This is a genomic window from Streptococcus mitis (assembly GCF_047465045.1).
GTDB lineage: Bacteria > Bacillota > Bacilli > Lactobacillales > Streptococcaceae > Streptococcus > Streptococcus mitis_DT.
Window position 1 is genome coordinate 33,608 of record NZ_JASHAR010000015.1, and the last position, 26,407, is coordinate 60,014.

Here is a 26,407-nt window from a genome sequence, read left to right on the forward strand (position 1 = left end):
AATGATGAAAATTCTGTGTCTTATTGACGATAATGATACCTTAGCTTATCTAAGGCGGGCTTTGACTTCTTTGCGTAGATTTTCTAGACTACTGATGCCGTATTTATCCATGACTTTTGGCAAATTTTCGATGATATCAGGGCAGGCATAAGGATTGGTAAAGTTGGCTGTTCCAACTCCAATAGCAGATGCTCCAGCCAGATACATTTCTAGGGCAGCTTCAGCCGAATCCACTCCTCCCATTCCAATGATAGGCAGGTCTGTTGTTTGAGCGACTTGGCGTATGAGTTTGAGGGCTACTGGAAAGACTGCTGGACCAGACATCCCACCTGTTCCATTGGCCAAGATTGGTTTTCTGGTTTTGAGGTCAAAACGCATTCCAACCAGAGTATTGATCATGGTTAAGCCACTTGCCCCCGCATCTTCTGCAGCTTTTGCGACAGTGACGATATCCGTCACACTAGGGGTTAGTTTGACATAAACTGGTACATCAGAGGCTTCCACAGCTGCTTTCACCACATCATAAGCTAAATCTGGGTCTTGACCAATCAAAAGTCCGTGATTACAGTGGTCAACATTGGGGCAAGAAATATTGAGCTCAATAGCCTTTACATTGGCTGCCTTGGAAATACCATGAGAAACAGCTGCATACTCTTGTTTTGAAAAACCAGCTACATTGGCAATAATAGGAAGATTTGGATATTCTCTTTCCAGCCAAGGTAACTTTTCAGCCAAAACAACTTCCAAACCAGGATTTTGTAAGCCAATTGCATTGAGCATGCCAGCAGGTGTTTCTGCCACCCTTGGAGTTGGATTGCCAAAGCGTGGTTCAAGAGTTGTCGCCTTGATCATAATAGAACCTAAAAGGTCTAAATCATAGTACTTGGCATACTCTTGTCCAAAACCAAAACAGCCTGATGCTGGAATAATCGGATTTTTCAAATCCAAGCCAGGTAGAGAAACTTGTAAACGATTTCTAGTCATAATTTTCTCCTTATAATAAAACTGTTCCTGTACGGAAAACAGGGCCATCTTCACAGACGCGTTGGCTGACCGTCTCGCTTTCTGGCACTTTTAGGACGCAGGCATAGCAAGCCCCCATCCCACAAGCCATACGAGATTCCAAAGATAGATAGGCTCTTGGGTGGTCATAAAAGGTTTGATTGATATACTTCATCATTCCAGGCGCCCCACATGAGTAAACAGCATCAAACTGACTGTCTAAATCATTGATGATAACGGAAACATTTCCCTTGATACCATAAGAACCATCATCTGTCGTTACAAAGACTTGACCATATTGAGCCAATTCCTTTTCAAGGATAACAGCATACTTATTCGCAAAACCGAGGACTGTCACTACTTTTACTCCACGCGCATGCAATTCCTTGGCTACTTCAAGCAAGGGCGGAACACCAATCCCCCCACCAACAAGGAGAACCTGGCTCTGCTCATCAAGATTAGACAAGTCAAAACCATTTCCCTGAGGCCCCATCACGTCAAGAGTATCTCCCTGACTTAAAGTGGAAAAAATAGCTGTCCCAGCTCCCTCAATCCGATAAATGAGGTGACACTGCTTCTTAACCTTATCAATAGACGAAATTGAAATAGGGCGACGCAAGAGATGGGCATCATCAGGCACACGAAGATGAAGAAATTGGCCTGCTCGCATAGCTTCAACCATTTCTCCTTCTAGGACTAGTTCAAAGATTGCTGGCGCGATTTCCTCCTGTGCAACCACCTTCATGGTTTCCAAACGAATGGCACCCAAACGTTTCTTACATGTGGGATTCATGACTTTTCCTCCTTAAATTTTAAGGGGACCAGACAAAGAAAAGACCTTGCTAGTGCAAGGCCTCAGTTAAAATCGTACAACACAAGAGAGCACACTCAAAAAGTCCCCTCTAGAAAATTGTACTATTCTTTTATCTGACACCTTGTGAGTCTCTCTGGACTCCCCTTAAAGGTTAAATTTTTATTAGTATACTCTTTCATCTAAAAAAAGTCAAGTAGAAAACGAACATTCTACTTGACTTCACGAGATTATTTTTCACGAATGACTTCAACCTTGTAGCCATCAGGGTCTTTGACAAAGTAATAGTTAGGTGCAGTTCCTGGTAGACCATTTGGCTCAGTCACTTCATATCCTTTGGCACTATGCTCTTGATGAAGTGCCTCAAGATCAGGTGTACTGAGGGCGATATGGGCAAATCCATCTCCAACAACATAAGGACCATGATCGTAGTTATAAGTCAACTCCAACTCATAATCGTCACCCTCAAGACCTAGATAGACAATCGTGAAGGCATGGTCTGGAAAATCTCTGCGACGCAATTCTTTAAAACCAAAAGCATCTTGATAGAATGCAATTGATTTTTCAAGATTTTCTACTCGCAAGCAAGTGTGTAGCATTTTTGAAGCCATATTTTTCTCCTTTATTTTCAAAAAGACTGGGACAATCCTGTTCCAGTCTTATCTGTTATTATTTACCAAGTTTTGCTTTAGCTGCATCTGCAAGAGCTGTGAAAGCTGCTGCATCGTTAACAGCCAAGTCAGCAAGCATTTTACGGTTAACTTCGATCTCAGCCAATTTCAAACCATGCATCAATTGTGAGTATGAAAGTCCGTTCATACGAGCTGCCGCATTGATACGAGTGATCCACAATTTGCGGAAGTCACGTTTTTTCTGACGACGGTCACGGTATGCATAGTAGTAAGAGTTCATTACTTGTTCTTTTGCAGTACGGAACAAGATGTGTTTAGCTCCATAGTAACCTTTTGCTAATTTAAGAATACGTTTACGACGTTTGCGTGATACAACGCCACCTTTAACACGTGCCATGTTTTATTTCCTCCAAATATTTCCTAGAATTGTTTACTTACAGTCAAGCTATTATTTCAAGCGAGTAAGCATTGCTTTGATACGTTTGTAATCTCCTGAATGCACCATAGATGCTTTACGAAGATGACGACGTTGTTTCTTAGTTTTTCCGTGGAAACGGTGAGAAGTGTAAGCACGGAAACGTTTAAGTCCACCAGAACCTGTACGTTTGAAACGTTTAGCTGATGCGCGGTGTGTTTTTTGTTTTGGCATGATTTTTTCTCCTTTATTTAACTTTCTGACAATTATTTTTTGTCAGTCGCTGGCGCCAATTGCATGAACATTTGACGTCCATCCATTTTAGCACGTTGTTCGATGATGGCAATATCTTGAGTTGCTTCAGCAAACTCGGCTAAAACTTTTGCACCAATCTCTTTATGGGTAATCATACGACCCTTAAAGCGAATAGATACCTTAACTTTATTTCCTTTTTCAAGGAATTTGCGTGCATTGCGAAGTTTTGTATCAAAGTCACCCTTGTCAATAGTTGGACTTAGACGAACTTCTTTCACAGTAACAACACTTTGTTTTTTACGTTGTTCTTTTTGCTTCTTCTGGTACTCAAATTTGAACTTACCGTAGTCCATAATTTTTGCAACAGGCGGTTTGGCTTGGGGTTGAATCAATACTAGGTCAACATTAGCGTTATCAGCCAAAGCTTGCGCTTCACTAAGTGGCTTGATGCCTAGCTGTTCTCCTTCAAGACCAATCAAGCGAACTTCACGTACACGAATCTCATCATTGATGAATAAGTCTTGCTTTGCTATGGTTTTCACCTCTTTTGTTTTATTAGAGAAAAACAATAACGGACTCGTAAATATACAAGCCCGCACGTTATGATAGCGTTTCTTAGAAACTTTTCATCCGTAGGGCCAGGCAACTTAATGTCACAAGGCGAGAAGCTCTCACTTCTGCTTTTCTCAACTTTTATATGATACCAAGTTTTCTAGCCCTTGTCAAGATAAAAAGTTATTTTTTTGAAAAGTTTCTGCTCATTAACCAACCGTTTCGATTTTCCAACTATTCCACCCCTTAAAGCGTATAGCTCCTTGGTGGTCAGTTCGGTAAACTTTGCTATTGATACCTTCCAGTCGTGTCAAGGTTTCCTGATGGGGGAGTTTCGTTCGATTGTTCTTTCCAACTGAGATAAGAGTAATCTCTGGTTTGAGCTGTTGTAGAAATGCTGAACTTGATGATTGTTTAGAGCCATGTTGGCTAGCTTTCAAAACATCTACCTCTAGGTCAGGATAATGCTTCAGCACGTCCTTCTCTCCTTTTTCCTCCAAATTTCCTGTGAAAAGAAAATTTTTATCCAAGAGTTTTCCATACAGAACCAGGGAATCATCATAACCTCCATCTCCTATTTTCCTTGGAGATAGGAGTTCTAACTGACTTCCAAAAATTGGCAAGTTCTCTCCTGTTGTCACACTGCGCACCTTAGTTTGAGTTGCCTGTAGTTCTGCAACAAATTCCTTCTGTTTCAAACTGCCTTTGGACACTAAAATTTCGCCTACATGGAAAGCCTTGGCCACCTCCAACAAATCTCCAACATGCTCCTTGTCTGTGTTTGTCAAAACCAGCTGGTCAATCTTGGCTACTCCTCTACTTTTTAGATAAGGAATCAAGGTTCGCTGGGCATTGCTGGTCGTCGCCTTTTCTTGCCATTTTTCGATTTTCTTATCAGATTCTACCTTGCCACCGACATCTATGAGAATAGTTTTCCCAGTTACATCCCGTAAGAAAATACTTTCACCTTGCCCAACATCCAGCATGGTGATTTCATTTTCCAGCGGATGCTTGGTAAAGAAAAATAGACCTGTAATCAATAAGCTCAACACTGCTAGCCTTTTAATGTTTTTCCTCAAATCATAGACTAAAGCCAAGGAAATTAACAATAAGATTAAAAACCATGCATTGGGTTGTCCAAAGACAAGCGGTCTACTTGCCACCTGTGATACAAAGCGAATCATTCCCTCCAACCATTCAAAAATAAAATTCAGCTGAATGACTGGATGAAGAAAGGAAAGGGCAAATAAGATAGACAAGAGCGGTAAAAAGACCAAGTCAAAAAGAAAGGAAAAGACAAAAGTTAAAAGGATGGACCAAGGCTGAAATTCCGCAAAATAGAAGGATAGGATGGGTAATATTCCCAAGGAAATGACTAGACTTTCTCTGGCAATAGCCTTAAGTCCCTCCTCTTCTTTGCTAGTCATGGTCAAGATAAAAGCATAAGCACATGACAAAACTCCTCCTGCAGTCAAGAAAAAGTTGGGCATGATGATAAAGAGGATAAGGACCGTCAAGGCAAAATTATCCAAACCCTTAACACCATGTTGAGCCAGTAGCTTCTGCAATAGACTGCGAATAACTGATGCTGAAAATCCTGTCAGCCCTGCATAGATAAGGGAAAAGGGATAAGTCAGCCATTTCAACTTTTCTTGGGTCAAGCCTAATCGCAAGAGAAGTTTCTTAAATCCATCCATGAAAAAGCCTACCTGCATACCCGACAAGGCAAAAAGGTGGATAATTCCTAGACTAGAATAAAGCTCATTCATCTCCTCAAAATCTGTGTCCAGATGTCCTAGCAAAAGCCCTGTCATGTAATTGCGCATAGGGTCTGGAAAATGTGTCTTAATCCAAACCACAGCCTTTCGGCGTAAACTGGATAGATTTTCTCCTATATCCCAACTGCCAACCTTTTGAAGTGACTGAATTTTTTTGATATTGAGAGTTTGATAAATTCCCTGAGTCTTCAGATAGGCTTGGTAGTCAAATCCATCAAAATTCCTCTGCCCCTCTGGCTCCGAAAGCTTCCCTTCTAGTTCCAAGTCATGAAGAGCTGTTAAGGCTTGAAAGGCTTCTTTCTCCTCCTCGGACTGAAGTTTATAATAGACTTGAAAAATGCGTCCATCAGACTTGCCACGAAAGGACAGACTATCACCATTGACCTTAATAGTATCGGGCAAAATCCGTACCCTTTCAACAGAATCCGCCAAATTTTGACTCGCTTGACTCTGTTGCCAATTTTGAAACAGAAACCAAAAGCCAAAGACTCCACAAATCACTAGAACTTTGCTAGCAGGTTTCCAAGGAAATTGGAAAAAAAGACAGACTAGCAGAAAAACGAAGCCCAACAAAGCAAGATAGGATGCTGAAAAAATGGCGTAGTAAAGCCAAAGCAACAGAAAACTCAGGTAAATTAGAGGAATAGAGAAATTCTTAATCCACTGTAACATAATCTTTTAACTTTTCTATGGTCTTGGCACCAATTCCAGAGACATTCTTGAGTTCATCAACCGACTTAAATTTCCCATTTGCCTCACGATGATCGATAATGTCCTGAGCTCGTTTTCCTCCCAGTCCCTTTACCTGCTTGAGTTCTTCCAGGCTGGCCTTGTTGAGATTGACCTTCTTGTTCTTGCTTGTTGAAGAAGGCGCTCCAGAACCTGCCTGTTGACTAGCTACTTCTTCTCCCTTAGATGGAACGTAAACCAGAGCCTCATCACTAACTTTCTGAGCTAGATTGAGCTCCTTGCTGTCTGCTTGCTCTGTCAAGCCACCAGCCTTCTGAACAGCATCATTGACTCGACTACCTACCGGCAAATCATAAATTCCAGGTGCTTTAACAGCGCCTTTTACATCTACTGTGATTAGATCTTGTTCAACCGGTTCTTCCTTTTCTTCCTTCACTTCCTTTTCGGTCGATGAATCCTTGGAAACAGCTGCAACTTCTGCCTGCAAATTCCTTTCTTTGACAGGTGTGTGTGGAGCTGGCTTTAGCAGGAAAAATCCTCCGACAAGTAATCCCAGACCAGTACAGATGACAATGATTTTATACTCTTTGATTTTCTCGATAATTGCTTCCATATTTTCTCCTCTCTTAGATTATTCGTAAAAGGAAGAAAAAACAGTTGAAAATTTCTTCTCAACTGCTTATTTATTTGCAAAATAGTCTTCCTTGGTCAAGACATAATGAACTCTTGTCACGATTCGGCCTTCTTCATGCTGGTCCATACAAGCATAAGGTTCTTCGTGGGAAAAACGCATTCCTGATTTCTCCATGACCTTTCCTGACGCGGGATTAGCCTTATCGTGTAAAGCAACTAACTTGTTCATTCCGATTTTCTCAAAAGCTAGCTCAATTACGGCACGATTGGCTTCTGTCGTCAATCCTTGATTCCAATACTTTTTATTGATAATGTAGCCAATAGCTGCCTTCTTAAGAACAGGATCAATCTTGTGCAAGTCAATGGTTCCAATAAACTGACCATTGCTTTTTAGTTCTATTCCCCACCGTCCCAATGGATTGGCTAGATAAAACTGAGCAATATTATTTTTGGTTTCTTCTAAATTTTGATTAGTTGGAAAAGTGTAACGTGTATTATCCTTATCCGAGGCATAGGCAAACATTGCTTCCGCATCATCCAAGGTTACAGGTCGAAGCAATAAACGCTCCGTTTCTATAGACGGATACTGGGCAAATTTTACAAAAATTGATTCCATAGGATTCCACCACTTGAAAAGTTTCTAACTAAGATAAGGATATTGAATGAAATATTTAAAACGCAAATTTATACTTAGTATTGAGATAACTTTAAGTACAAAAGAACTATCCTTCAGATAGAGGTTGAGACTCTAATTCTTCACTCTCTGCCTTTTTCACTGGAGCTGGTTCATAAGCTCGGATAATCTGAGCGACAACAGGATGGCGAACCACATCCTTGGCTGAAAAATGAACAAAGTCGATTTGGTGAATGTTCTTTAGTTTCTCTTGAGCGTCAATCAAACCTGATTTGACATTCCGCGGCAGGTCAATCTGACTGATATCTCCATTGACAATCATCTTAGAATTAAATCCTAAACGAGTCAAGAACATCTTCATCTGCATGATAGTCGTATTTTGCGCCTCATCGAGAATGACAAAGGCATCGTCCAAGGTCCGTCCACGCATATAGGCAAGGGGCGCGATTTCTATAATTTCACGTTCCATGAGTCGAGTCGTTTGGTCTTTCCCAAGAATCTGATACAAGGCATCATAAACAGGTCGAAGGTAAGGATCCACCTTCTCCTTGAGATCACCCGGAAGAAACCCTAGACTCTCTCCTGCTTCCACCGCTGGACGTGTTAGGATAATCCGTTTGACCTGGCCGCGCTTGAGAGCAGTTACTGCCAAAGTCACTGCAAGAAAGGTCTTCCCTGTCCCTGCAGGCCCAATTCCAAAGGTCACATCATGCTGTTTGACACTGTCCACATAAAGCTTTTGACCCAAGGTTTTGACACGGATCGGTTTCCCAGTATTGTCCTTGATGATTTCTTCTTCGTAAAGGGCGACAAACTTGTCTATTTCATCATTTTTGACCATGCTAATCGCAGTCACCACATCTGGCGTACCGACAGTCATCCCACGATTCACCAAGACCATCAAAGCCTGAATAACCTGACGGGCTTCCTCACAGGCAGCCTCTTCTCCCAAAACCTGGACAATCTCCGTACGGGCATGAATCACCACATCAAGCTCTTCTTCCATCAAACGAAGATGGCGTTCATTGGAACCAAAAAGATGAAACAGGTCATCTGGATGACTCAGTTGAATGTCTATTGAATGTTCCTTCAAATAAAGAACCTCTCTAATCCTTTTATTTCTTTTTATTATAGCAAAGGGGTGGAGAAATTACTAGCCCAAACCCAATGAATCATGCTAGTGTTCTAAGTATTCCTGCCAGATAATGTCAAAATCTCCTAGGTTAAAAGAGAAACTGGCATGTTCTTCCAAAAAGCGACTGACCTCATCGAAATCATCCGTGTGTTTTGGAAAGGCTGACTCTTCAAAAGCTAGGTCTGCTAAGATAGCTTTAGGACTGTTACTTTTAGGATTACGCTCAGTCATGAGCCAAGTGTAAAATGATTTTCTCATATACCACCCTAAATCAACTCTGTCCCAAACTGGTCTTGCTTGATTTTACCAGCCTTCATCAAGCCACCGAGTGCTTTCTTGAACTGACCTTTAGAGATACCAAAGATTTCCTTGATGTCCTCAGGGGATGACTTATCATTTAAGGTCATGAAACCGCCATTGCTTTCCAAATAGGTCAAAATCATCTGGGCATCATTTTCCAACATCTCAAAAGAACGTGGTTTAAGGGAAAGGTTCAAGGTACGGTCCACTTCACGGAAACCAATAACGCGCGCATCTAAAACTTGACCCAAACGTGGCTCTGCATAGCGCTCGCTAGGATGGATAAAGCCAAGCATGTTATTTTCTGGCAGGTAAACAAAAGTTCCTGACAGCTTGAGACGGTATACAATGGCTGGCCAGTTTTGGTTCTGCATATTGTTGTAGGCAGGACGAGCCAGACGTTGGAAGTCTTCTTGATAAGCCAAGAGTCCCCAGATACGGTCTTTCTTGTCCACTTCAAGACGGATGTAGAGTTGGTCGCCCTTCTTAGGCCAGAGTTCCTTGAGCTCAGGGAGAATATCGAGTGACACAACGATTTCCTTGTCAGGAAGGCCTGTATCCACAAAGACACCCAAGTCTTTACGAACTTCCGTTACAGTTCCCCAACCAAATTGTTCCTGAGTGGCAGTCACTTCTAGAGTGGTCAGGCGGAGTTTTTGCTTCATATCCGTGTAGGCAAAACCTTTGACCGTATCCCCTACTGTTTGTTGGCCTTCTTCCTTAGCAAGAGCATAGGTTTGACCATCCTTTTGCACAAAGTAAAAACGGTCATTTTCATCGATAATCAGTCCAACGATAAAACTTGCAAGATTTGTATTCATATTTCCTTCTTTCGAATAAAACTCAGCCAGCAATGCCAACTGAGTTTTTCTGTTTATTTTTAGACTTCCAAAAGTTCTTTCTCTTTGTTGGCAGTCATGTCGTCGATGTGTTTAACAGCATCGTCTGTTACTTTTTGAATATCTTTTTCAAGAGTCTTCAATTCGTCTTCAGTGATTTCTTTTGCTTTTTCTTGTTTCTTAGCTTCGTCCATAGCATCGCGACGGATATTGCGGACAGCCACTTTAGCATTTTCGCCGACCTTCTTCACTTCTTTAGCAAGGTCACGACGAGTTTCTTCTGTAAGAGCTGGGATAACCAAACGAATCACAGAACCGTCGTTAGCTGGTGTGATACCAAGATCAGAAGCGTTCAAGGCACGTTCGATGTCTTTCAATGAAGACTTGTCAAATGGTGTTACCAACAAAACACGCGCTTCTGGAATCGTAATTGAAGCGATTTGGTTAAGAGGAGTTTCGACTCCATAGTATTCTACATGTACACGGTCAAGCAAGCTTGCATTGGCACGACCAGCACGGATACCTCCAAATTCACGAGCAAGTGATTGGTGAGACTGGGTCATTCTCTCTTTAGCTTTTTCAATAATTGCGTTAGCCATAATCTTTCTTATTCCTTTTCTTCGATATTATTTGAAACTGTTGTTCCGATATTTTCACCAAATACGACACGTTTGATGTTGCCTGGTTGGTTCATGTTGAAGACAACCAAGTCAATGTCGTTATCCATTGAGAGGGTTGAAGCTGTTGAGTCCATGATACGGAGACCTTTATTGATAACGTCACGGTGGGTCAATTCTTCAAATTTAACAGCGGTCTTGTCCTTCTTAGGATCGGCATTGTAAACACCATCTACGCCATTTTTAGCCATAAGGATAGCATCCGCTTCGATTTCAGCTGCACGAAGAGCCGCTGTTGTATCTGTTGAGAAGTAAGGTGAACCAATTCCGGCACCAAAGATAACGATACGGCCTTTTTCAAGGTGACGAAGGGCACGTCCACGGACATAAGGCTCTGCCACTTGTTGCATAGCAATCGCTGTTTGTACACGCGTATCGACCCCAACTTGCTGCAATGAATCTGCCATCACAAGAGCATTCATAACAGTCCCAAGCATTCCTGTGTAATCTGCCTGAACGCGGTCCATACCTGCTTCTGCTGCAGGTTCACCACGCCAGAGATTTCCTCCACCAATAACAAGGGCAATTTCGATACCTAAGCCATGAACTTCTTGAATCTCTTTTGCGATTGTTTGAACTGTTTGGATATCAATCCCTACGCCTCGTTCACCGGCAAGGGCTTCACCTGATAACTTGATTAAAATACGTTTATACTTGGGATTCGCCATTTTCACTCTCCTTCTTTTATCCTACCTATTTTATCACAATTTCTAAGATTTTTATAGTATCATGAGCAATTCTTTCAAAAAAATTAGACTGTTAAAAATTCCTCTAAATCACTGAGGGCACGCTCTGCAATTTTTTCATAACGAGCCTTCTTATCACGGATACGCTCGCCTTCCAACTCCTTGATGATTCCAAAATTGACATTCATTGGTTGGAAATGTTTGCTATCGGCATGGGTGATGTAATGAGCCAGACTTCCAATCGCTGTTCTTTCTGGGAAAATAGTCGGACTTTCTCCTTTGAAAAGACGAGCCGCGTTAATTCCCGCAATCAAGCCTGACGCTGCGGACTCAACATAGCCTTCCACACCCGTCATCTGACCAGCAAAGAAGAGATTTGGTTGTTTCTTAGAACGGTAGGTCTGTTCAAGAAGATTTGGTGAATCCATATAAGAATTGCGGTGCATGACACCATAACGAACAAACTCCGCATTTTCAAGACCTGGAATCATTTGGAAAACACGTTTTTGTTCTCCCCATTTGAGGTGGGTCTGGAAACCAACAATATTGTATAGACTACCAGCTGCATTATCCTGACGAAGTTGCACAACCGCATAAGGAGTCTTAAATTCTCCATCACGAGGACCTGTGTAGTCGTCCGGATACTCCAGACCGACTGGTTTCATAGGTCCATAAAGCATAGTTTTAATGCCACGCTTGGCCATGACTTCGATAGGCATACAGCCTTCAAAATACTTTTCTTTTTCAAAAGAATTGAGCGGTGCTTCTTCTGCATTGACTAAGGCTTCATGGAAATCCATAAACTCTTGCTTGGTCATAGGGGCATTGAGGTAGGCCGCCTCTCCCTTGTCATAACGAGATTTGAGATAGACCTTGCTCATATCGATAGTATTGACATCGATAATAGGCGCTGCCGCATCGTAGAAATAGAAACCATCGCCGTCATTAAGGGCATGAATCTTTTCAGCCAGGGCATCACTGGTCAACGGACCAGTCGCCACAACTGTGATAACATCTGTCGGCAATTCTGTAATTTCATCACGAACCACTTCAATCAAGGGGTGGTTAGCCACTTTTTCGGTCACCATTTGTGAGAAACCATCGCGGTCCACCGCAAGCGCACCTCCTGCAGGAACACGTGTAGCCTCAGCAGATTCCAAGATAACAGAACCCAAGCGACGCATTTCTTCCTTGAGAAGACCAACTGCATTTGTCAAAGCATCCCCACGAAGGGAATTAGAACAAACTAACTCAGCAAAATTGTCTGTTTTGTGCTGGGGTGTTGACTTGACACCACGCATTTCATAAAGTTTAACTGGAATACCACGTTCTGCAATTTGGTAGGCTGCTTCAGAACCTGCCAAACCAGCACCGATAACATTGATATAAGATTGAGACACGACACTAATACCTCTTTGGGTGGAACCTAAGTCCATATCAAAACACCCCACTGGACTGTTTGACACCCACAAATCTTTCTATTTTTTTCTTCTACTAGTATAACAAAAAAAGGGAAGAAGGCAAACTTCCCTGTTTAGTCATTTTCTTGCTTTTCTTCCCATTCGTGGTAGGCAGCATAAAGCTGACTTTTATTCCACTGGTAAATCTTAGCGACTTCCTTGATAGCTTGGTTTTTCTTCATGCCTTGCTGGATACGAGCCTGGATTTCTAAAAATAAATCTTCCTCGTCCTTTTCCTCCACATCTTGGCTGGCACCTTCAACGATGAGAAGGCATTCTCCCTTAAGCGGCGTTTCAGCGATGCTTTCCAGCAATTCAGAAATGGTACCTCTTTGGTATTCTTCATAGATTTTAGTCAATTCCCTGACCAAGACGACCGAGCGGTCACCGTAGACTTCTAGCATATTTTCCAACGTATCTGCTACACGATGAGGGGATTCATAGAAAATCTGTGTTTCAGAATAGTCTTTTTTCAAGTCGAAAAATTGCTTTTGCTGACCTGACTTTCTCGGTAAAAAGCCGTAAAAGATATGTGGCTGTGGCGCTAAACCACTGGCAATCAAAGCAGAAATTCCTGCAGAGGCACCCGGAACAGTCACAACCGCAATTTCTTCCTCAATGGCTGCCTTAACCAAATCATGACCAGGGTCTGAGATACTAGGCAAACCTGCGTCGGAGACCTGAGCAATACTTTGCCCTGCTTTCAAGAAACCAATCAAATCAGGAATCTTTTCCTTGGCATTGTGCTCATGAAAACTAATCTGCTTAGTAGAAATGTCAAAATGCTTGAGCAAAAGACCTGTATTGCGCGTGTCCTCAGCCGCAATCCAGTCCACTTCTTTCAAGGTCTGGATAGCTCGAAAGGTCATATCATCTAGATTGCCAATCGGCGTTGCCACTAGGTACAGCTTGCCATAGGGAGACTGCCCCTTAAAACTTTTTTGAATCTGCATGCCTACTCCCTGTATAACAACTCGTCACAGAACATACATTCCTCATCCTGCTCTCGACGTTGTCCATAAAAATCATTACATACGTGAAAACCATCTTTATAAATTCGACGGACACTTTCACGAACATGCTTAGCCTTGACAGGAGCGTCTGCTTCCACCTCACCCAAGCGTTCGCGCAACTTACTATTTTCCAAGCGAAGAGCTGTATTTTCCTCTACCAGGCTCTTGAGATTTTTCTTGATGGCTTCCACATCGGCCAAGGTTACCAATAACTGTTGGGAAAAATCATCTAGCGCGTCAAATAATTCTTTTTTGTCCATAAAACAGCCCTTTCCTTTCTTTATCATTCATCTTTGAGTTTATATTTCTTTCAAGACCAGGTATTCCATGGCATTTTGAAAGCTGACATTAGCTTGCCACATTTTTCTAGCTTCTAGCAAATCTTGTAGAATCACTCTTACTCTTGCTTGCAGGAGATCCTCCCCACAGAGGACTTCAAGAATCCGTAAAACCTGATCTTGTTTTTCCTTATCATCTGCCAAGCTAGCTAGTTTGGCAACTTGCAAATAACTTTCTTTTTTCTTAGCCACTAACCAAGTCAGCAGGCGTTCACTTTCATCAACCAAGGTCCAAAAACTTGCCTGATTGGCTAACTTCTCTGCTTCAGCTCGCGATTGACTAAACTGGGCTAGGAGAGTCGCTTTTTTCTTAACCAGTCCCATTTGTTCTAAGAGCAATATCAGCTTCTCTTCTTGTTTTTTAAAGTGGAAAATCTGGGTCCGACTGCGGATTGTTGGTAAAATCTTTTCCTCATCGCTGGTCAAGAAGAAAATATAAACCTCACTCTGGGGTTCTTCGATGACCTTGAGCAGAGAATTGGCTGCATTAGGATGCATTTTCTCAGCTTGCTCGATAATAAAGACCTGCTGCTGGTTTTCAATCCCTGCTTGGGAAAACTGCCCCACCAATTCTCGAATACGTTCTGTCTTGATGACCTGATTGACTGGCTTAATCAAGGTAACATCTGGAAACTCTTCCTGTTCAATCAGCTTACAATTTCGGCATTTCTCACATGGTAAAACACCTACTTTATCCGTACAAAAGAGACTTTTAGCCAAAAATTGCGCCATTTCCAAGCTTCCAAAGAAACCTGAAAAGAGATAGGCGTGATTGAGCTGCTCTTGTTCTAGGATACGGACAAAGCGGTCAAACTGGGCTGGTTGCCAAGCCTTTAGTTGATCTTGTTTCATCTTGCCAAGCCCATTCTGTCAAACAAGACAGCCTTGGTAGTTTCCACAACTTGCTCCAAAGGAAAACTAGCATCAATCTTGACAATACGATTTCCTTCTTTGTCCAGAAGAGAAAGGTAGCCTTGACGAACTTTTTTATGCAAGTCCAACCCTTCCAAGTCCAGACGATTGACCTCGCGGTCACTATTAGCAGCAATGCGAGCTAGTCCTTCTTCCACCTCGATGTCAAAATAGAGTGTCAAATCGGGTTTAAGGCCATCTGTCGCAAAGTGATTGAGCCAATCAATGGCGTCAATATCCAAGCCACGACCAAATCCCTGATAGGCAAGAGAACTATCGATGAAGCGGTCCATAATGACCAACTTACCAGCTTCAAGTGCTGGAAGAACTTTTTCCACCAAGTGCTGTCTGCGACTGGCGATATAAAGAAGCAACTCTGTCTTCGCATCCATCTGAGTATGACTTGGATCCAAAATTACTTCCCGAATCTTCTCCCCAATCAAGACTCCGCCAGGTTCACGGGTCGTCAGCACTTCTACTCCTTTTTCCTCTAAAATTGGTAGCAGAGCCTCTAAAACACTGGTCTTGCCTGCTCCCTCTGGTCCCTCAAGAGAGACTAAAAATCCTTTTGACATGTCTAACTCATTTCTTTTTTACTACTTCTATTCTATCAAAAAAATAGGGGTTTGTGACAATCTTTTTTGTCTTCTCATTTAATACTCAATGAAAATCAAAGAGCAAACTAGGAAGCTAGCCGCAGGTTGCTCAAAACACTGTTTTGAGGTTGCAGATGGAAGCTGACGCAGTTTGAAGAGATTTTCGAAGAGTATCAACCACCATAAAAGAGGCAGACAAATCCACCTCTTATTTACCTAATTCTTGTGTTCGTTTGTAGGCTTGACCAACTGCATCCATGACCGTTCCTCGAAAAGCATGCGCTTCTAGGCTTGCTACACCAGCGATAGTCGAACCGCCTGGGCTACAAACTTGGTCTTTCAATACTCCAGGATGCTCTTGGTTTTCTAGGACCAATTGACCAGCTCCTACCACAGTTTGAGCCGCCATTTTCAATGCTGTCTCTCGTGGCAATCCAGTCTGAACACCCGCATCTGCCAAGGCCTCAATAAAGAGATAGACAAAGGCTGGTCCACAACCTGCAAGACCTGTCGCTGCATCAATTAAGCTTTCCCCAAGTTCAATCAAGAGACCAGCATTGGCTAAAAGCTGACAAAAGAGTTCACTGTCCTCAGCCCTGCAATTAGAAGACAAGGCATAACTAATCACTCCTTGACCAATAGAAGCAGGGGTATTTGGCATCATACGAATAATTCGGTGTTGATTTGGGATAAGACTTGCTAGTTTTTCTAAAGTCAATCCAGCTGCCATCGAAATCAAAAGAAGACTTTCTCGTTTTTCAAGGATGGTCTGATATTGAGAAAGTAAGTCTGAGAACTGAGCTGGTTTAACACCTAGAAAAATCACATCTGCTTCTGCAAAGATTTCTTCGTTGCTGGAAGCTTGACCGCCAAAGTCGGCGATGAAAGCATCCACCTTGGCTTGACTACGATTGGCAAGGAGAAGGTCATCACCCGTCTTGGCCTGCAAAACAGCCTTGGCCAAACTAGCACCCATATTCCCCAAACCGATAAATCCAATCTTCATCTCTTACTCCCTTATCTGTCCGTCACCAGTAACCACATACTTGTAGCTAGTCAACTCCTTCAAGCCCATGGGACCACGCGCGTGCAGTTTCTGAGTAGAAATCCCCATTTCACAACCAAGACCAAATTGGCCTCCATCTGTGAAACGAGTTGAGGCATTGACATAAACCGCTGCTGAGTCCACTTGATCTGTAAAGTAAGCTGCAGCTTCAGCATTTTCCGTCACAATGGCATCCGAATGATGGGTACTGTGAGCTTCAATGTGGGCAACCGCTTCTCCTAAACTGCTCACAATCTTAACAGCTAGGACATAGTCTAAAAACTCAGTGTCAAAGTCTTGGACCGCAGCTGCTTTACCTGAAACAAACTGACTTGCTTTCTCATCCAAGCGGAATTGAATTGGTTCCAGACCAGCTTCTTTTCGATCTGAAACCAGCACTTGCTCCAAGCGAGGAAGGAAGCTTGCTGCTTTATCTTCATGAACCAGCAGAACCTCCATGGCATTGCAGACAGAAGGACGACTGGTTTTGGCATTATTGATGATAGATAGAGCCTTGTCCTCATCTGCATCCTTGTCCACATAAACATGGACAATCCCAGTCCCTGTCTCGATAACAGGTACGATAGCATTTTCAACCACGGCATTAATCAAACCAGCCCCTCCACGAGGAATGAGAAGGTCTAGATAGCCCTTGGCCTTCATCATAGCATAGCTACTTTCACGGCTAGTATCTTCCACCAGTTGAATTACATCTGGATGAATGGGCGTTGTCTCCAAACCTTTTTTCAAGGCTGTGACAATGGCATGAGCTGTTTGATAGGCATCCTTCCCACTACGAAGAACCACCGCATTTCCACTCTTGAGAGCCAAAGCAGCCGCGTCAGACGTCACGTTTGGACGGCTTTCATAGATAATACCAATAACCCCCATAGCCACCCGTTTCTTGGTAATAACCAAGCCATTTTCAAGCTGACTTGTTTCTAAAACTTCACCAATTGGATCTGGTAAAGCAACCACTTCACGAATCCCAGTTGCCATTGCTTCTATACGCCCTGCATCCAAATAAAGACGATCCAGCATCACATCTGAGATTTTACCCTTAGCAGCTTCCATATCAAGGGCATTGGCTGCTAAAATTTCCTCATTATCTGCTAATAAGTGATCAGCCATGGCTAGCAAGGCTTGGTTTTTCACCTCTTCACTAGCTGTGTTGATAGACTTCTTAACAGCCTGTACCTGTTCAAATTGTTCTTGTGTACTTACCATAGTTTACCTCTAAAATTCTGTAAAGAGTAGTTGGATTTCAGGAGTAATGGAAATCCAGTCATCACGGTGAATCAAGACACCCTTGGCTTTTTGAGAACGTAACATATCCTCCAAAGCAGATGCTCCAAATTGCACGCGTCCTTTTCCAAGTGATTTTCCACTTTCCTTGTCAAATACTGTCACGATATCACCGTAAGAAAAGGCTCCTTCTGATTCAACAATACCAGATAAGAGAAGACTCTTTCCATGTTGAGAGAGAGCTTCAGCAGCCCCTTTATCAACCCAAATAGAACCTTGGCTCTGAGCATAAAAGGCCAGCCATTGTTTTTGGGTACGAAGCCCCTTTTCTTGAGCAACAAAGTAGGAACCATCCTCGGTTTCCTCAGCTGATTCAATCATGGCATCTGACTTCAAGGATGAGCAGATATAAACAGGAACTCCTGATTCCGTCGCGATAGTTGCAGCTTTGATTTTGGTTAACATGCCACCTGTACCATTAGACGAACCTGCTCCACCGGCCATATCAATAATCTCACGATTGATAGTCTCGATTTTCTCCAAGCGTTTGGCTCTTGGATCTGAATTAGGATTTCCTGTATAGAGACCGTCTACGTCTGTCAATAGGACCAAAAGGTCAGCTTGAACCATGGCTGCAACCTGTGCACTCAGAGTATCATTGTCCCCAACCTTGAGCTCATCAATAACGACACTGTCATTCTCGTTGATGATAGGAATCGCGCCACGGCTAAGTAGAACTGACAAAGCCTGATGGGCATTTTTATAACGGCGCTTATCCACAAAGTCATCCTGGGTCAGCAAGATTTGTGCAGAAACGATTTGGCGCAAGAGAAGATTGGTCGTATATTCTTCCAACAAAAGCCCCTGCCCTACCGCTGCTGAAGCCTGCTTATCAGCAATCTTAGTCGGACGCTTTTTAAATCCTAAGGCTCCAAAACCAGCAGCAATGGCACCCGACGACACCAAAATCAATTCATGACCAGCCTCGTGCAGCATAGCCAACTGTTGGGTAATAGCTTTTACTTTACTACGTGATAAACTTCCATCCTCATTCGTCAAAGAAGAAGTCCCCACCTTAAAGACAATCCGTTTGTATTTCATAGTCTCACTCCGATTCTTCATATTTATCCATTATAACATGAATAGCAGGAAATAGAAAAGAGTTGATAGGAAAAAGGTCGAGACAAGTCATCTCAACCTTTTATCAAATCTAATTCTTTCTCAATCTCTCCAAGGTTTCCTTAAAAAGCTCTGGAATATCTGCTGTAAATTCCAAGGTCTCACCTGTTCTCGGATGGGTAAATCCTAGCGTCTTGGCATGAAGAAATTGTCCATGCCCTTTCAGAGTCTTACGAGGACCATAGACTTCATCCCCAGCGACTGGATGACCAATATAAGCCATGTGAAGACGGATTTGATGGGTACGCCCTGTCTCCAGTTGTAACTCCACTAAGCTGTAATCACCAAAGCGTTCCAAGACGTGGAAACGAGTCACTGCAGGCTTCCCTTTAGCAGTCACAGCCTGTTTCTTACGGTCTTTTTCACTACGGCCAATCGGCGCTTCAATCACACCACGATCATTAGGCAAATTTCCATGAACAATCGCCCAATATTTGCGGAGAGACTTTTTATCCTTAAGTTCTTGGGCAAGTGCTAGATGCGCCTCATCATTTTTAGCAATCATGAGAAGACCTGACGTATCCTTATCAATACGGTGAACAATTCCTGGACGCAGAACCCCATTGATACCCGACAAGTCCTTAATATGATACATAAGGGCATTTACCAGAGTTCCACTAGTATGACCAGCACTCGGATGCACAACCATCCCCTGAGGTTTGTTAACGACGGCCACATCCTCATCTTGGTAGATGATTTCTAGCGGAAGATTCTCAGCTACATACTCTAAAACCTCTGGTTCTGGCAGATGGTAAGTGACGACATCGCCTTCTTGAACTGTGTATTTAGCTTTCTTGACTTGGCCATTGACCAAGACCTGTCCTGATTTGATTTGTTCATTCGCGAGACTGCGTGATAATTCTGTCAAATCCGACAAAGCCTTATCCAAACGCAGGCCACCAGTTTCAATTTTAATTTCCATTTATTTCCTCTTTTAGCATTGCAATTAATAAAATAATCACTCCAACAGTCAAATAGCTATCTGCAACATTGAAAATTGCAAAATTAATAAAGTCAAGGTGGAACATATCCACAACAAAGCCCTGACTGACTCTGTCAATAAAGTTTCCAAGACCACCTGCGATTATCAAGGTCAAACCCAAGACCATCCAGAATGAGTCCTCCATGTGTTTATGTAGATACCAAATGGCACCTACCATAACGACCAGTGTAATGATAGCAAATAACCACTGCTGGTCTTGTAAGATAGAAAAGGCTGCCCCTCGATTTTGCAGGTAGGTCAAGCTAACGAAATTGGGAATCCAAGAGCGCACTTCACCCAGTGGAATCTGCTGGACGATATAGGATTTGACTAACTGATCCAGCCCAATCAAAAGCAGTACAATGACTGCCACTATTCCTCTTTTTTTCATGATTTCCTCTTCTGATTAAAATATTCTTGCATGACTTCTACAAAGAGAGTCCCAGCTTGACTCAGCTCCACTTCTTCACGTTTAACATAGACCATGCGATTATCTAGGTTATCCTTGAGACGAATAACTGTAATGCCATTAACACTATCACTATCTAAAAATCCAGAACCAGTCGCATAGGCGTCCGTCCGCTCTAAAATACCATTCAAGGTAGCACGGTCTGTCACATTAAACATCTGTGAGCTCGCACTGGTATCGACAAAGTTCTCTGAATAATAAAGGTACTCGTCTTTCTCTTGAGTAAAACGAACCGTTGGTAAATCTGCTAAATCCTCCATGACCAATTCCTCTTTCTGAGCTAAAGGGTGCCCCTCGCGGAGATAAATGTGGGTATGAAAGGGAATTAATTCAATGACCTCTAAGCCTAGCTTTTCAACCCGTTGCATAATGCCCTTTTTGTTTTGATTGTTGAGGTAGATAATCCCAATCTCACTATGCCCTTGAGCTACTTCATCTAAGATTTGAACAGTAGTTGATTCAAAAATACGGAAGTTCTTATAGTCAGGATAACGCTCTGAAAAAGCCGTAATAGTTGGTGGCAAGAAGTCATAGTGCTGGCTAGCAATGGAAAATTCATCTTTTTCTTCCTCAGGATTGGCATACTGATTTTGAAAAATATCAAATCCTTTAACCAATTCTTGAGCTTTTTCATAGAATTCCATACCACGACGAGTCAAGAAAGTCCCTGAGCTGGTCCGACGGAAAATCTTAAAGCCCAACTCTTTTTCCAAATCACGAACAGAAATAGACAGACTCGGCTGACTAACATACATCTTTTCAGCAGCTTCACGAAAAGTACCGCTATTCGCAATAGCCACAACATAGCGTAATTGTTGAATGTTCATCTTCTACCCCCAACTTCTTTATCTTTTCATTATACCATATTTTAGAAGTTTTCCAAAAAGGAAAAAAGTCTGGAAATTTTCAAATTCCAATGAAGAGTCTAACAACCCAATACAAGAATTAGAATAATGTCTTTTTCAGTCCTCATTTTGGTTCAAACAAATAAAAACAGCAAATCTTGTTGATTTACCGTTTATAATATGATGCAAGAAAAGCCTCTAACATTTTCTTTTGTCCTATAAATCAACTAGAAAAAAACTCTTTAATCCTATTGGCTATATCTGGACTTACTTGCCAAATACCAGCATAAGGTTGCTCAATATACTGTCTTTTCTTCTTAGTATATAGATAGACTACACTATCCTTTTCTTCATTCTGATGATAAAACTTGATAATGATATAATCTTTAACATTTGTCGGTTGATCATTTACACTCTCCAAAGAGGTAGATTTTGACTGTCTCTGTATCTCCTTAATCAATTTTGAAATTTCTTCTCTCTTGTTGATAGTTTTAATATCTTCAGAGGTTTTTTTCTGCAGGGAAATTACAGAGATCGTTTCAGGTTCAGGAAGAACAAGTTTTTTCTTACTGACACAAGCAGATAAAACAAGAAAAGAGATTGAACAGACTATTATAGTGATAATTTTTTTCATACAGGTTTACATCCTTTCCATATTTCTGCTAGCTTACCAAGATAAAATTATTATATCAAATCTTAGCAATTTTTACAATATCTTATTCCCTTATAACATTCATTACTGTAAAAGGCTCACATTCCACTATTTTATAATTGTATCTAAAAGACAAAGTAGCCGACAAGTTCGCTTCTTACATTGGTTTTTAAAATATGGGTATCAGCGTGGGTATCAAAATAAAAAAATAGGCTCTCCGAAAACTCGGAAAGCCTTAGTTTATGCTACTTCTAGCTTCCTCGCCTTTACATTTCAAGGCTCGGGATAAAAAGGTTCACTGGACCTTTTTATTTAGCGATTGGATAAACAGAAACTTGTTTTTTATCGCGTCCTTTACGTTCAAAGCGTACTACGCCTTCAACTTTAGCGAACAAAGTATCGTCTCCACCACGTCCAACGTTTACACCTGGGTAGATGTGTGTACCACGTTGACGGTAAAGGATTGATCCACCTGTTACAGTTTGTCCGTCAGCTGCTTTAGCTCCAAGACGTTTCGCTTGTGAATCACGTCCGTTTGATGTAGAACCTCCACCTTTTTTGTGGGCGAAAAGTTGCAAGTTGTTAAGAGTCATTTTTAACATAATGTTTTCCTCCGTGTTAGTTTTCTGTGATAACTCTGGTTTGGACGAACTCAGAAGAGTTCTCCGATAAGTTTGCCATACCTAAGAAAAATGATTCAAAGAATAACTGGGTCATTTCTCTCTGGTGTGAAGGAAGATCTTTTGGAATTTCAACCATCAGATAGCCACCTTCATCTTCGTTTAATTCTAGGATTGGTTCATAGCCTGCAAATTTTTCAATAGAATTGATAAAGTTAATGGCAAGCGTAGAAACCGATGCACACACGACATCTAAGCCGTATTCGCCACTCTCGGCGTGTCCAGTAATTTCCGCACTCCTCAGCTCGCCATCTTCGGCTCTCTCAAAGACTGCTTGTATCATGTGTTCTCCTTAAAATTAAGCGTTGATTGCGTTGATGACAACTTTTGTATATGGTTGACGGTGACCTTGTTTACGGTGGCTACCTTTTTTAGGTTTGTACTTGTAAGTAACAACTTTCTTTTGTTTTCCTTGTTTTTCAACAGTTCCAACTACAGTAGCTCCAGCAACAAGTGGAGTTCCGACAACAGTGTTTTCACCACCAACAAGAACAACTTCGTTAAAAGTAACTTCTTGACCAGCTTCAACGTTCAATTTTTCAACGTAAACTGCTTGACCAACTTCAACTTTAACTTGTTTTCCGCCAGTTTTGATAATTGCGTATGTGCTCATTATGCACCTCCTATGATTTTTATGGGTTTCCCCGAATTTTTTGTGAAGACTCGCCTAGCATCGTGGGACGAACCACTTAAACTTGAATAATCAAGCAACGATGTTCGTGCGGTTGCACAGGATCGTGCATAGTCAACTCTTCAAGTATAGCATATCTCCTATTTTCTTACAAGTAATAACACCTAAAATAAAGCTTTTTCTTTTACTTTTTTCCGCCACTTGGCAAAAAGCATGCTGACATAAAAAATACTCATCATAATAGGAACACCAAGAATGGTCTTTTCATGATAGAAAATCGTCAAATAGGCTGAAAAGACAACACCAAGGACAAAACTACTAAGCAGGCTTACAAATATGAATCCTTCACGCAAAAAAGGTGTGTGCTTGGTTCGGAAATAATCTCCAAAAGCCAGCATAGTCCGTTTGATATTCCCTGTCATAAAAGCGTTATTATAAGCAATACCCGACACTTCTCCAAAAGCGGTTGTCACCAACCCCATACAAAAGGCCAAGGGCGGTACTAAATAGATATTATCTACAGTCTGTGGTACAAAACCAATAATGATTGATAGGATTGCCAAAGGAATCAAGGACAGAATGGGCTTTTTCACAATTCTCAATTTTTCCTTATAAATCGTTAGTAAAAAGACCCCCATCATAAAAGCTAGCAAGGTCATTACTTTGGCACTAGCATCTGAAACATTGTGTTGAATGAGCCCCACTGATAGAAAGACGACATTTCCAGTTTGTCCAGCTACAAGAGTATTCCCTCGGACAATAAAAGTATAGGCATCTACATATCCTGCACAAAAAGTCAAAAAAAGCGCTAGCCTCTTAGACTGACGTGATATTTTTCTTATAGGTAGTAACCTCATTTTTCCTCCTATTTCATTTACTCATCTCACTATTGTACCACTTTCTTTGGAAAAGACCTAGTAGCTTATTTGAAATTTTTTACCCTCTGTTGGATAGTCCCGTCTATCTATGTTATAATGAAAGAAGGATTTGAAATCGGAAAAGGAGTAACTATGCTTAAATTAGGTGTCATCGGAACAGGGACTATCAGCCACCACTTCATAGAAGCAGCCCATTCCAGTGGAGAGTACAAGCTGGTCGCAGTCTATTCTAGAAAACTAGAAACTGCGGCAACCTTTGCTTCTCGCTATCAGAATATCCAACTCTTTGATCAAGTAGAGGACTTCTTCAAGAGCTCCTTTGATGTGGTCTATATTGCTAGCCCAAACTCCTTGCATTTTGCTCAGGCAAAAGCTGCATTGTCTGCAGGTAAACATGTCATTCTTGAAAAGCCAGCTGTCACTCAGCCACAAGAATGGCTAGATTTGAGACATACAGCTGAGAAAAATCACTGTTTTATATTCGAAGCAGCTCGCAATTACCATGAAAAAGCTTTCACTATCATCAAAAACTTTTTAGCAGACAAACAAATTTTGGGAGCAGATTTCAACTATGCCAAGTATTCTTCCAAAATGCCTGACTTGTTGACTGGGGAGACACCAAATGTCTTCTCAGACCGTTTTGCTGGTGGAGCTCTTATGGATTTGGGGATTTATCCCCTCTACGCTACCGTTCGTCTCTTTGGAAAAGCTAAGAATGCAACCTATCAGGGGCAACAGCTTGACAATAGCATTGACCTAAATGGTGACGGAATCCTCTTCTACCCTGACTTTCAGGTTCACATCAAGGCTGGGAAAAACATCACTTCCAATCTTCCTTGCGAGATTTATACGACAGATGGCACCTTAACCCTCAACACAATTGAGCATGTTCGCTCGGCTATTTTTACCGACCATCAAGGCAATCAAGTCCAACTCCCTATCCAACAGGATCCTCATACGATGACTGAGGAAGTCGCTACATTTGCACACATGATCCAGCAACCAGATCTGAAGCTCTACCAAACTTGGCTGGAGGATGCAAGTTCAGTTCATGAGCTACTATATACTATGCGCCAGACTGCTGGCATTAGATTTGAGGCAGAAAAATGAAAAACAAACTACCAACTGAATTGCAAGAACTGAGTGACCAACTCGGTTTCCAAGAATTCACCCCCATTCAAACTCAACTATTTGAGCACCTTCTTGCTGGAGAAAACCTCCTAGGAGTGAGCCCAACAGGAACTGGTAAGACCCTAGCTTACCTTCTACCAAGTCTTCTCAGACTACAAAAGAAAAAAGCGCAACAACTCTTGATTCTAGCACCAAATACGGAACTTGCTGGACAGATTTTTGATGTATGTAAAACATGGGCTGAAGCTATCGGCTTAACTGTCCAACTCTTCTTATCAGGTTCGAGTCAGAAACGCCAGATTGAACGCCTAAAAAAAGGACCAGAAATTCTGATTGGAACCCCTGGTCGTATCTTTGAGTTGATTAAATTGAAAAAAATCAAGATGATGAATGTAGAAACCATCATCTTGGATGAATTTGACAAATTGCTTGATGATTCTCAGATACACTTTATCGAAAAAATTACTCACTACGCACCTCGCGATCACCAACTCGTCTACATGAGTGCGACGGCCAAGTTTGACCAAGAAAAGATTGCGCCTAACACACGTACCATTGATCTTTCTGACCAAAAATTGGACAACATCCAACATTTCTATATGCAGGTTGATCAACGTCACCGAGTGGATATTCTACGAAAACTAGCTCATGTTGAGGATTTCCGCGGTCTGGTCTTCTTTAACAGCCTATCAGACCTTGGAAGCGCAGAAGAAAAACTACAGTATCGGGATATCTTGGCTGTTTCCCTCGCTAGTGATGTCAATGTCAAATTTAGAAAAGTCATCTTAGAAAAGTTTAAAGACAAGCAACTAACCCTGCTTCTTGCAACTGACCTCCTGGCTCGTGGAATTGATATCGATAGCCTAGAATGCGTCGTAAACTTTGATGTTCCAAGAGATAGCGAGACCTACACTCACCGTGCTGGCCGTACTGGCCGTATGGGCAAGGAAGGTTATGTTATCACTCTCGTCACTCATCCAGAAGAAATCAAAAAACTCAAAAAGTTTACAAGTGTACGAGAGATTGTCCTAAAAAATCAAGAACTCTATATCAAATAAGGTTGGCTCTTGCCAACCCCTGATTGAAGATAAAGAACCTGAGACAAAATAGTTCTCAGCCACAAAAAAGCTAGAGATTTCCAATAGCGGAACTCTAGCTTTTTAATTTTGAGTCGTTCTCTTATTATATTTTAGGAGGTTATTGGCCATAAGTACCAATCCCATGTCAATTCTCACTTGACGCTTCCCTCTCAGATTCCATCTCTTGTAACCCAAACAAGCCTTTATCTGCCCAAAGACAGGTTCCACCTCAA

General features: G+C 41.9%; 33 protein-coding genes, 1 pseudogene and 2 other annotated features. Of the genes and pseudogenes, 3 read left to right on the forward strand and 31 right to left on the reverse strand.

Annotated features, from left to right (window positions below):
- Window positions 1-45: 45 nt before the first annotated feature.
- The 25 genes from QM409_RS08195 to QM409_RS08315 all read right to left on the reverse strand — a co-directional run bounded on the left by QM409_RS08195 (window position 46) and on the right by QM409_RS08315 (window position 21,105).
- Window positions 46-1,032 (reverse strand): dihydroorotate dehydrogenase, encoded by a 987-nt coding sequence (locus QM409_RS08195; protein ID WP_414305138.1) that lies wholly within the window; start codon window positions 1,030-1,032, stop codon window positions 46-48.
- The gene (locus QM409_RS08200; RefSeq protein ID WP_261035470.1) at window positions 995-1,795 is read right to left on the reverse strand and encodes a dihydroorotate dehydrogenase electron transfer subunit; all 801 of its coding nucleotides are present in this window, start codon (window positions 1,793-1,795) and stop codon (window positions 995-997) included. The genes QM409_RS08195 and QM409_RS08200 overlap by 38 nt, the downstream gene beginning before the upstream one ends.
- A gap of 248 nt (window positions 1,796-2,043) precedes the next feature.
- A complete protein-coding gene (locus QM409_RS08205) occupies window positions 2,044-2,424 on the reverse strand; it encodes a VOC family protein (RefSeq protein WP_000157153.1) in 381 nt (126 codons plus the stop codon).
- Between the two features lie 58 nt (window positions 2,425-2,482).
- On the reverse strand, window positions 2,483-2,842 hold the full coding sequence (gene rplT / locus QM409_RS08210; RefSeq protein WP_000124834.1) for a 50S ribosomal protein L20: 360 nt from the start codon (window positions 2,840-2,842) through the stop codon (window positions 2,483-2,485).
- A gap of 51 nt (window positions 2,843-2,893) precedes the next feature.
- Window positions 2,894-3,094, reverse strand: a complete 201-nt coding sequence (gene rpmI, locus QM409_RS08215) for a 50S ribosomal protein L35 (RefSeq protein WP_001125943.1) — start codon at window positions 3,092-3,094, stop codon at window positions 2,894-2,896.
- A gap of 32 nt (window positions 3,095-3,126) precedes the next feature.
- Window positions 3,127-3,657 (reverse strand): translation initiation factor IF-3, encoded by a 531-nt coding sequence (infC, locus tag QM409_RS08220; protein WP_000848180.1) that lies wholly within the window; start codon window positions 3,655-3,657, stop codon window positions 3,127-3,129.
- Window positions 3,658-3,672: 15 nt separating this feature from the next.
- Window positions 3,673-3,804, reverse strand: a sequence feature (ribosomal protein L20 leader region).
- Window positions 3,805-3,876: 72 nt separating this feature from the next.
- On the reverse strand, window positions 3,877-6,117 hold the full coding sequence (locus QM409_RS08225; protein ID WP_414305139.1) for a DNA internalization-related competence protein ComEC/Rec2: 2,241 nt from the start codon (window positions 6,115-6,117) through the stop codon (window positions 3,877-3,879).
- Complete coding sequence (locus QM409_RS08230) at window positions 6,101-6,748, reverse strand: helix-hairpin-helix domain-containing protein (RefSeq protein WP_414305140.1); 648 nt, start codon at window positions 6,746-6,748, stop codon at window positions 6,101-6,103. Before QM409_RS08230 ends, QM409_RS08225 begins: the two co-directional genes overlap by 17 nt.
- A 66-nt stretch (window positions 6,749-6,814) precedes the next feature.
- Window positions 6,815-7,384, reverse strand: coding sequence for a GNAT family N-acetyltransferase (locus QM409_RS08235; RefSeq protein ID WP_414305141.1), 570 nt, complete (start codon window positions 7,382-7,384; stop codon window positions 6,815-6,817).
- 106 nt (window positions 7,385-7,490) lie between these two features.
- Complete coding sequence (locus QM409_RS08240) at window positions 7,491-8,495, reverse strand: PhoH family protein (RefSeq protein ID WP_261020117.1); 1,005 nt, start codon at window positions 8,493-8,495, stop codon at window positions 7,491-7,493.
- A gap of 84 nt (window positions 8,496-8,579) precedes the next feature.
- Complete coding sequence (locus QM409_RS08245; protein ID WP_218493511.1) at window positions 8,580-8,795, reverse strand: YozE family protein; 216 nt, start codon at window positions 8,793-8,795, stop codon at window positions 8,580-8,582.
- An 8-nt stretch (window positions 8,796-8,803) separates the two neighbouring features.
- Window positions 8,804-9,658, reverse strand: a complete 855-nt coding sequence (cvfB, locus tag QM409_RS08250) for an RNA-binding virulence regulatory protein CvfB (protein ID WP_308525693.1) — start codon at window positions 9,656-9,658, stop codon at window positions 8,804-8,806.
- Between the two features lie 59 nt (window positions 9,659-9,717).
- Complete coding sequence (frr, locus tag QM409_RS08255; RefSeq protein ID WP_001262225.1) at window positions 9,718-10,275, reverse strand: ribosome recycling factor; 558 nt, start codon at window positions 10,273-10,275, stop codon at window positions 9,718-9,720.
- Window positions 10,276-10,283: 8 nt separating this feature from the next.
- Window positions 10,284-11,021 carry a UMP kinase gene (pyrH, locus tag QM409_RS08260; protein ID WP_414305142.1) on the reverse strand — a complete coding sequence of 246 codons (738 nt, stop codon included), beginning with the start codon at window positions 11,019-11,021 and terminating at the stop codon, window positions 10,284-10,286.
- An 83-nt stretch (window positions 11,022-11,104) separates the two neighbouring features.
- Complete coding sequence (gene trmFO / locus QM409_RS08265; protein ID WP_414310498.1) at window positions 11,105-12,439, reverse strand: methylenetetrahydrofolate--tRNA-(uracil(54)-C(5))-methyltransferase (FADH(2)-oxidizing) TrmFO; 1,335 nt, start codon at window positions 12,437-12,439, stop codon at window positions 11,105-11,107.
- 134 nt (window positions 12,440-12,573) lie between these two features.
- The gene (rsmI, locus tag QM409_RS08270; protein WP_414305668.1) at window positions 12,574-13,452 is read right to left on the reverse strand and encodes a 16S rRNA (cytidine(1402)-2'-O)-methyltransferase; all 879 of its coding nucleotides are present in this window, start codon (window positions 13,450-13,452) and stop codon (window positions 12,574-12,576) included.
- 2 nt (window positions 13,453-13,454) lie between these two features.
- Window positions 13,455-13,772, reverse strand: a complete 318-nt coding sequence (yabA, locus tag QM409_RS08275) for a DNA replication initiation control protein YabA (protein ID WP_000358227.1) — start codon at window positions 13,770-13,772, stop codon at window positions 13,455-13,457.
- A gap of 39 nt (window positions 13,773-13,811) precedes the next feature.
- Window positions 13,812-14,702, reverse strand: coding sequence for a DNA polymerase III subunit delta' (locus tag QM409_RS08280; protein WP_414305669.1), 891 nt, complete (start codon window positions 14,700-14,702; stop codon window positions 13,812-13,814).
- A complete protein-coding gene (tmk, locus tag QM409_RS08285; protein ID WP_173254338.1) occupies window positions 14,699-15,337 on the reverse strand; it encodes a dTMP kinase in 639 nt (212 codons plus the stop codon). Before tmk ends, QM409_RS08280 begins: the two co-directional genes overlap by 4 nt.
- A 229-nt stretch (window positions 15,338-15,566) precedes the next feature.
- Window positions 15,567-16,364, reverse strand: a complete 798-nt coding sequence (gene proC / locus QM409_RS08290; RefSeq protein WP_414305670.1) for a pyrroline-5-carboxylate reductase — start codon at window positions 16,362-16,364, stop codon at window positions 15,567-15,569.
- A 3-nt stretch (window positions 16,365-16,367) separates the two neighbouring features.
- On the reverse strand, window positions 16,368-17,630 hold the full coding sequence (locus QM409_RS08295) for a glutamate-5-semialdehyde dehydrogenase (RefSeq protein ID WP_414305671.1): 1,263 nt from the start codon (window positions 17,628-17,630) through the stop codon (window positions 16,368-16,370).
- A 9-nt stretch (window positions 17,631-17,639) separates the two neighbouring features.
- The gene (proB, locus tag QM409_RS08300) at window positions 17,640-18,749 is read right to left on the reverse strand and encodes a glutamate 5-kinase (RefSeq protein WP_414305672.1); all 1,110 of its coding nucleotides are present in this window, start codon (window positions 18,747-18,749) and stop codon (window positions 17,640-17,642) included.
- Window positions 18,750-18,858: 109 nt separating this feature from the next.
- Window positions 18,859-19,749 (reverse strand): RluA family pseudouridine synthase, encoded by an 891-nt coding sequence (locus tag QM409_RS08305; protein ID WP_414305673.1) that lies wholly within the window; start codon window positions 19,747-19,749, stop codon window positions 18,859-18,861.
- Window positions 19,739-20,200, reverse strand: coding sequence for a signal peptidase II (gene lspA / locus QM409_RS08310; protein ID WP_024057716.1), 462 nt, complete (start codon window positions 20,198-20,200; stop codon window positions 19,739-19,741). Before lspA ends, QM409_RS08305 begins: the two co-directional genes overlap by 11 nt.
- The gene (locus tag QM409_RS08315; protein WP_001025694.1) at window positions 20,197-21,105 is read right to left on the reverse strand and encodes a LysR family transcriptional regulator; all 909 of its coding nucleotides are present in this window, start codon (window positions 21,103-21,105) and stop codon (window positions 20,197-20,199) included. The genes lspA and QM409_RS08315 overlap by 4 nt, the downstream gene beginning before the upstream one ends.
- Between QM409_RS08315 and QM409_RS08320 the strand changes: the two are divergent.
- A pseudogene (locus QM409_RS08320) lies at window positions 21,098-21,172 on the forward strand (AraC family transcriptional regulator); the annotation flags it as partial. The gene QM409_RS08315 and the pseudogene QM409_RS08320 overlap by 8 nt on opposite strands.
- A 174-nt stretch (window positions 21,173-21,346) precedes the next feature.
- Here the strand turns inward: QM409_RS08320 and QM409_RS08325 are convergent.
- From QM409_RS08325 to QM409_RS08345, 5 genes are all read right to left on the reverse strand, one after another.
- A complete protein-coding gene (locus tag QM409_RS08325) occupies window positions 21,347-21,757 on the reverse strand; it encodes a DUF5301 domain-containing protein (RefSeq protein ID WP_414305674.1) in 411 nt (136 codons plus the stop codon).
- A gap of 326 nt (window positions 21,758-22,083) precedes the next feature.
- Window positions 22,084-22,377 (reverse strand): 50S ribosomal protein L27, encoded by a 294-nt coding sequence (gene rpmA, locus QM409_RS08330; protein WP_000916509.1) that lies wholly within the window; start codon window positions 22,375-22,377, stop codon window positions 22,084-22,086.
- Between the two features lie 16 nt (window positions 22,378-22,393).
- Window positions 22,394-22,738 (reverse strand): ribosomal-processing cysteine protease Prp, encoded by a 345-nt coding sequence (locus tag QM409_RS08335; protein WP_000613699.1) that lies wholly within the window; start codon window positions 22,736-22,738, stop codon window positions 22,394-22,396.
- Window positions 22,739-22,753: 15 nt separating this feature from the next.
- Window positions 22,754-23,068 (reverse strand): 50S ribosomal protein L21, encoded by a 315-nt coding sequence (gene rplU, locus QM409_RS08340; protein WP_000109141.1) that lies wholly within the window; start codon window positions 23,066-23,068, stop codon window positions 22,754-22,756.
- A 36-nt stretch (window positions 23,069-23,104) separates the two neighbouring features.
- Window positions 23,105-23,192 (reverse strand) — a sequence feature (ribosomal protein L21 leader region).
- 58 nt (window positions 23,193-23,250) lie between these two features.
- A complete protein-coding gene (locus QM409_RS08345; RefSeq protein ID WP_070842946.1) occupies window positions 23,251-23,943 on the reverse strand; it encodes a YoaK family protein in 693 nt (230 codons plus the stop codon).
- Window positions 23,944-24,096: 153 nt separating this feature from the next.
- On the opposite strand from QM409_RS08345, the gene QM409_RS08350 reads away from it, so the two are divergent.
- Together QM409_RS08350 and QM409_RS08355 are read left to right on the forward strand one after the other, a co-directional pair.
- The gene (locus tag QM409_RS08350; protein WP_414305675.1) at window positions 24,097-25,074 is read left to right on the forward strand and encodes a Gfo/Idh/MocA family protein; all 978 of its coding nucleotides are present in this window, start codon (window positions 24,097-24,099) and stop codon (window positions 25,072-25,074) included.
- Entirely contained in the window at window positions 25,071-26,153 is a 1,083-nt protein-coding gene (locus QM409_RS08355; protein ID WP_414305676.1) for a DEAD/DEAH box helicase, read from the forward strand. The genes QM409_RS08350 and QM409_RS08355 overlap by 4 nt, the downstream gene beginning before the upstream one ends.
- A gap of 102 nt (window positions 26,154-26,255) precedes the next feature.
- On the opposite strand, the gene QM409_RS08360 is transcribed toward QM409_RS08355, so the two are convergent.
- On the reverse strand, window positions 26,256-26,407 hold a 152-nt coding region (locus tag QM409_RS08360), incomplete at its 5' end, for a transposase (RefSeq protein ID WP_414305677.1).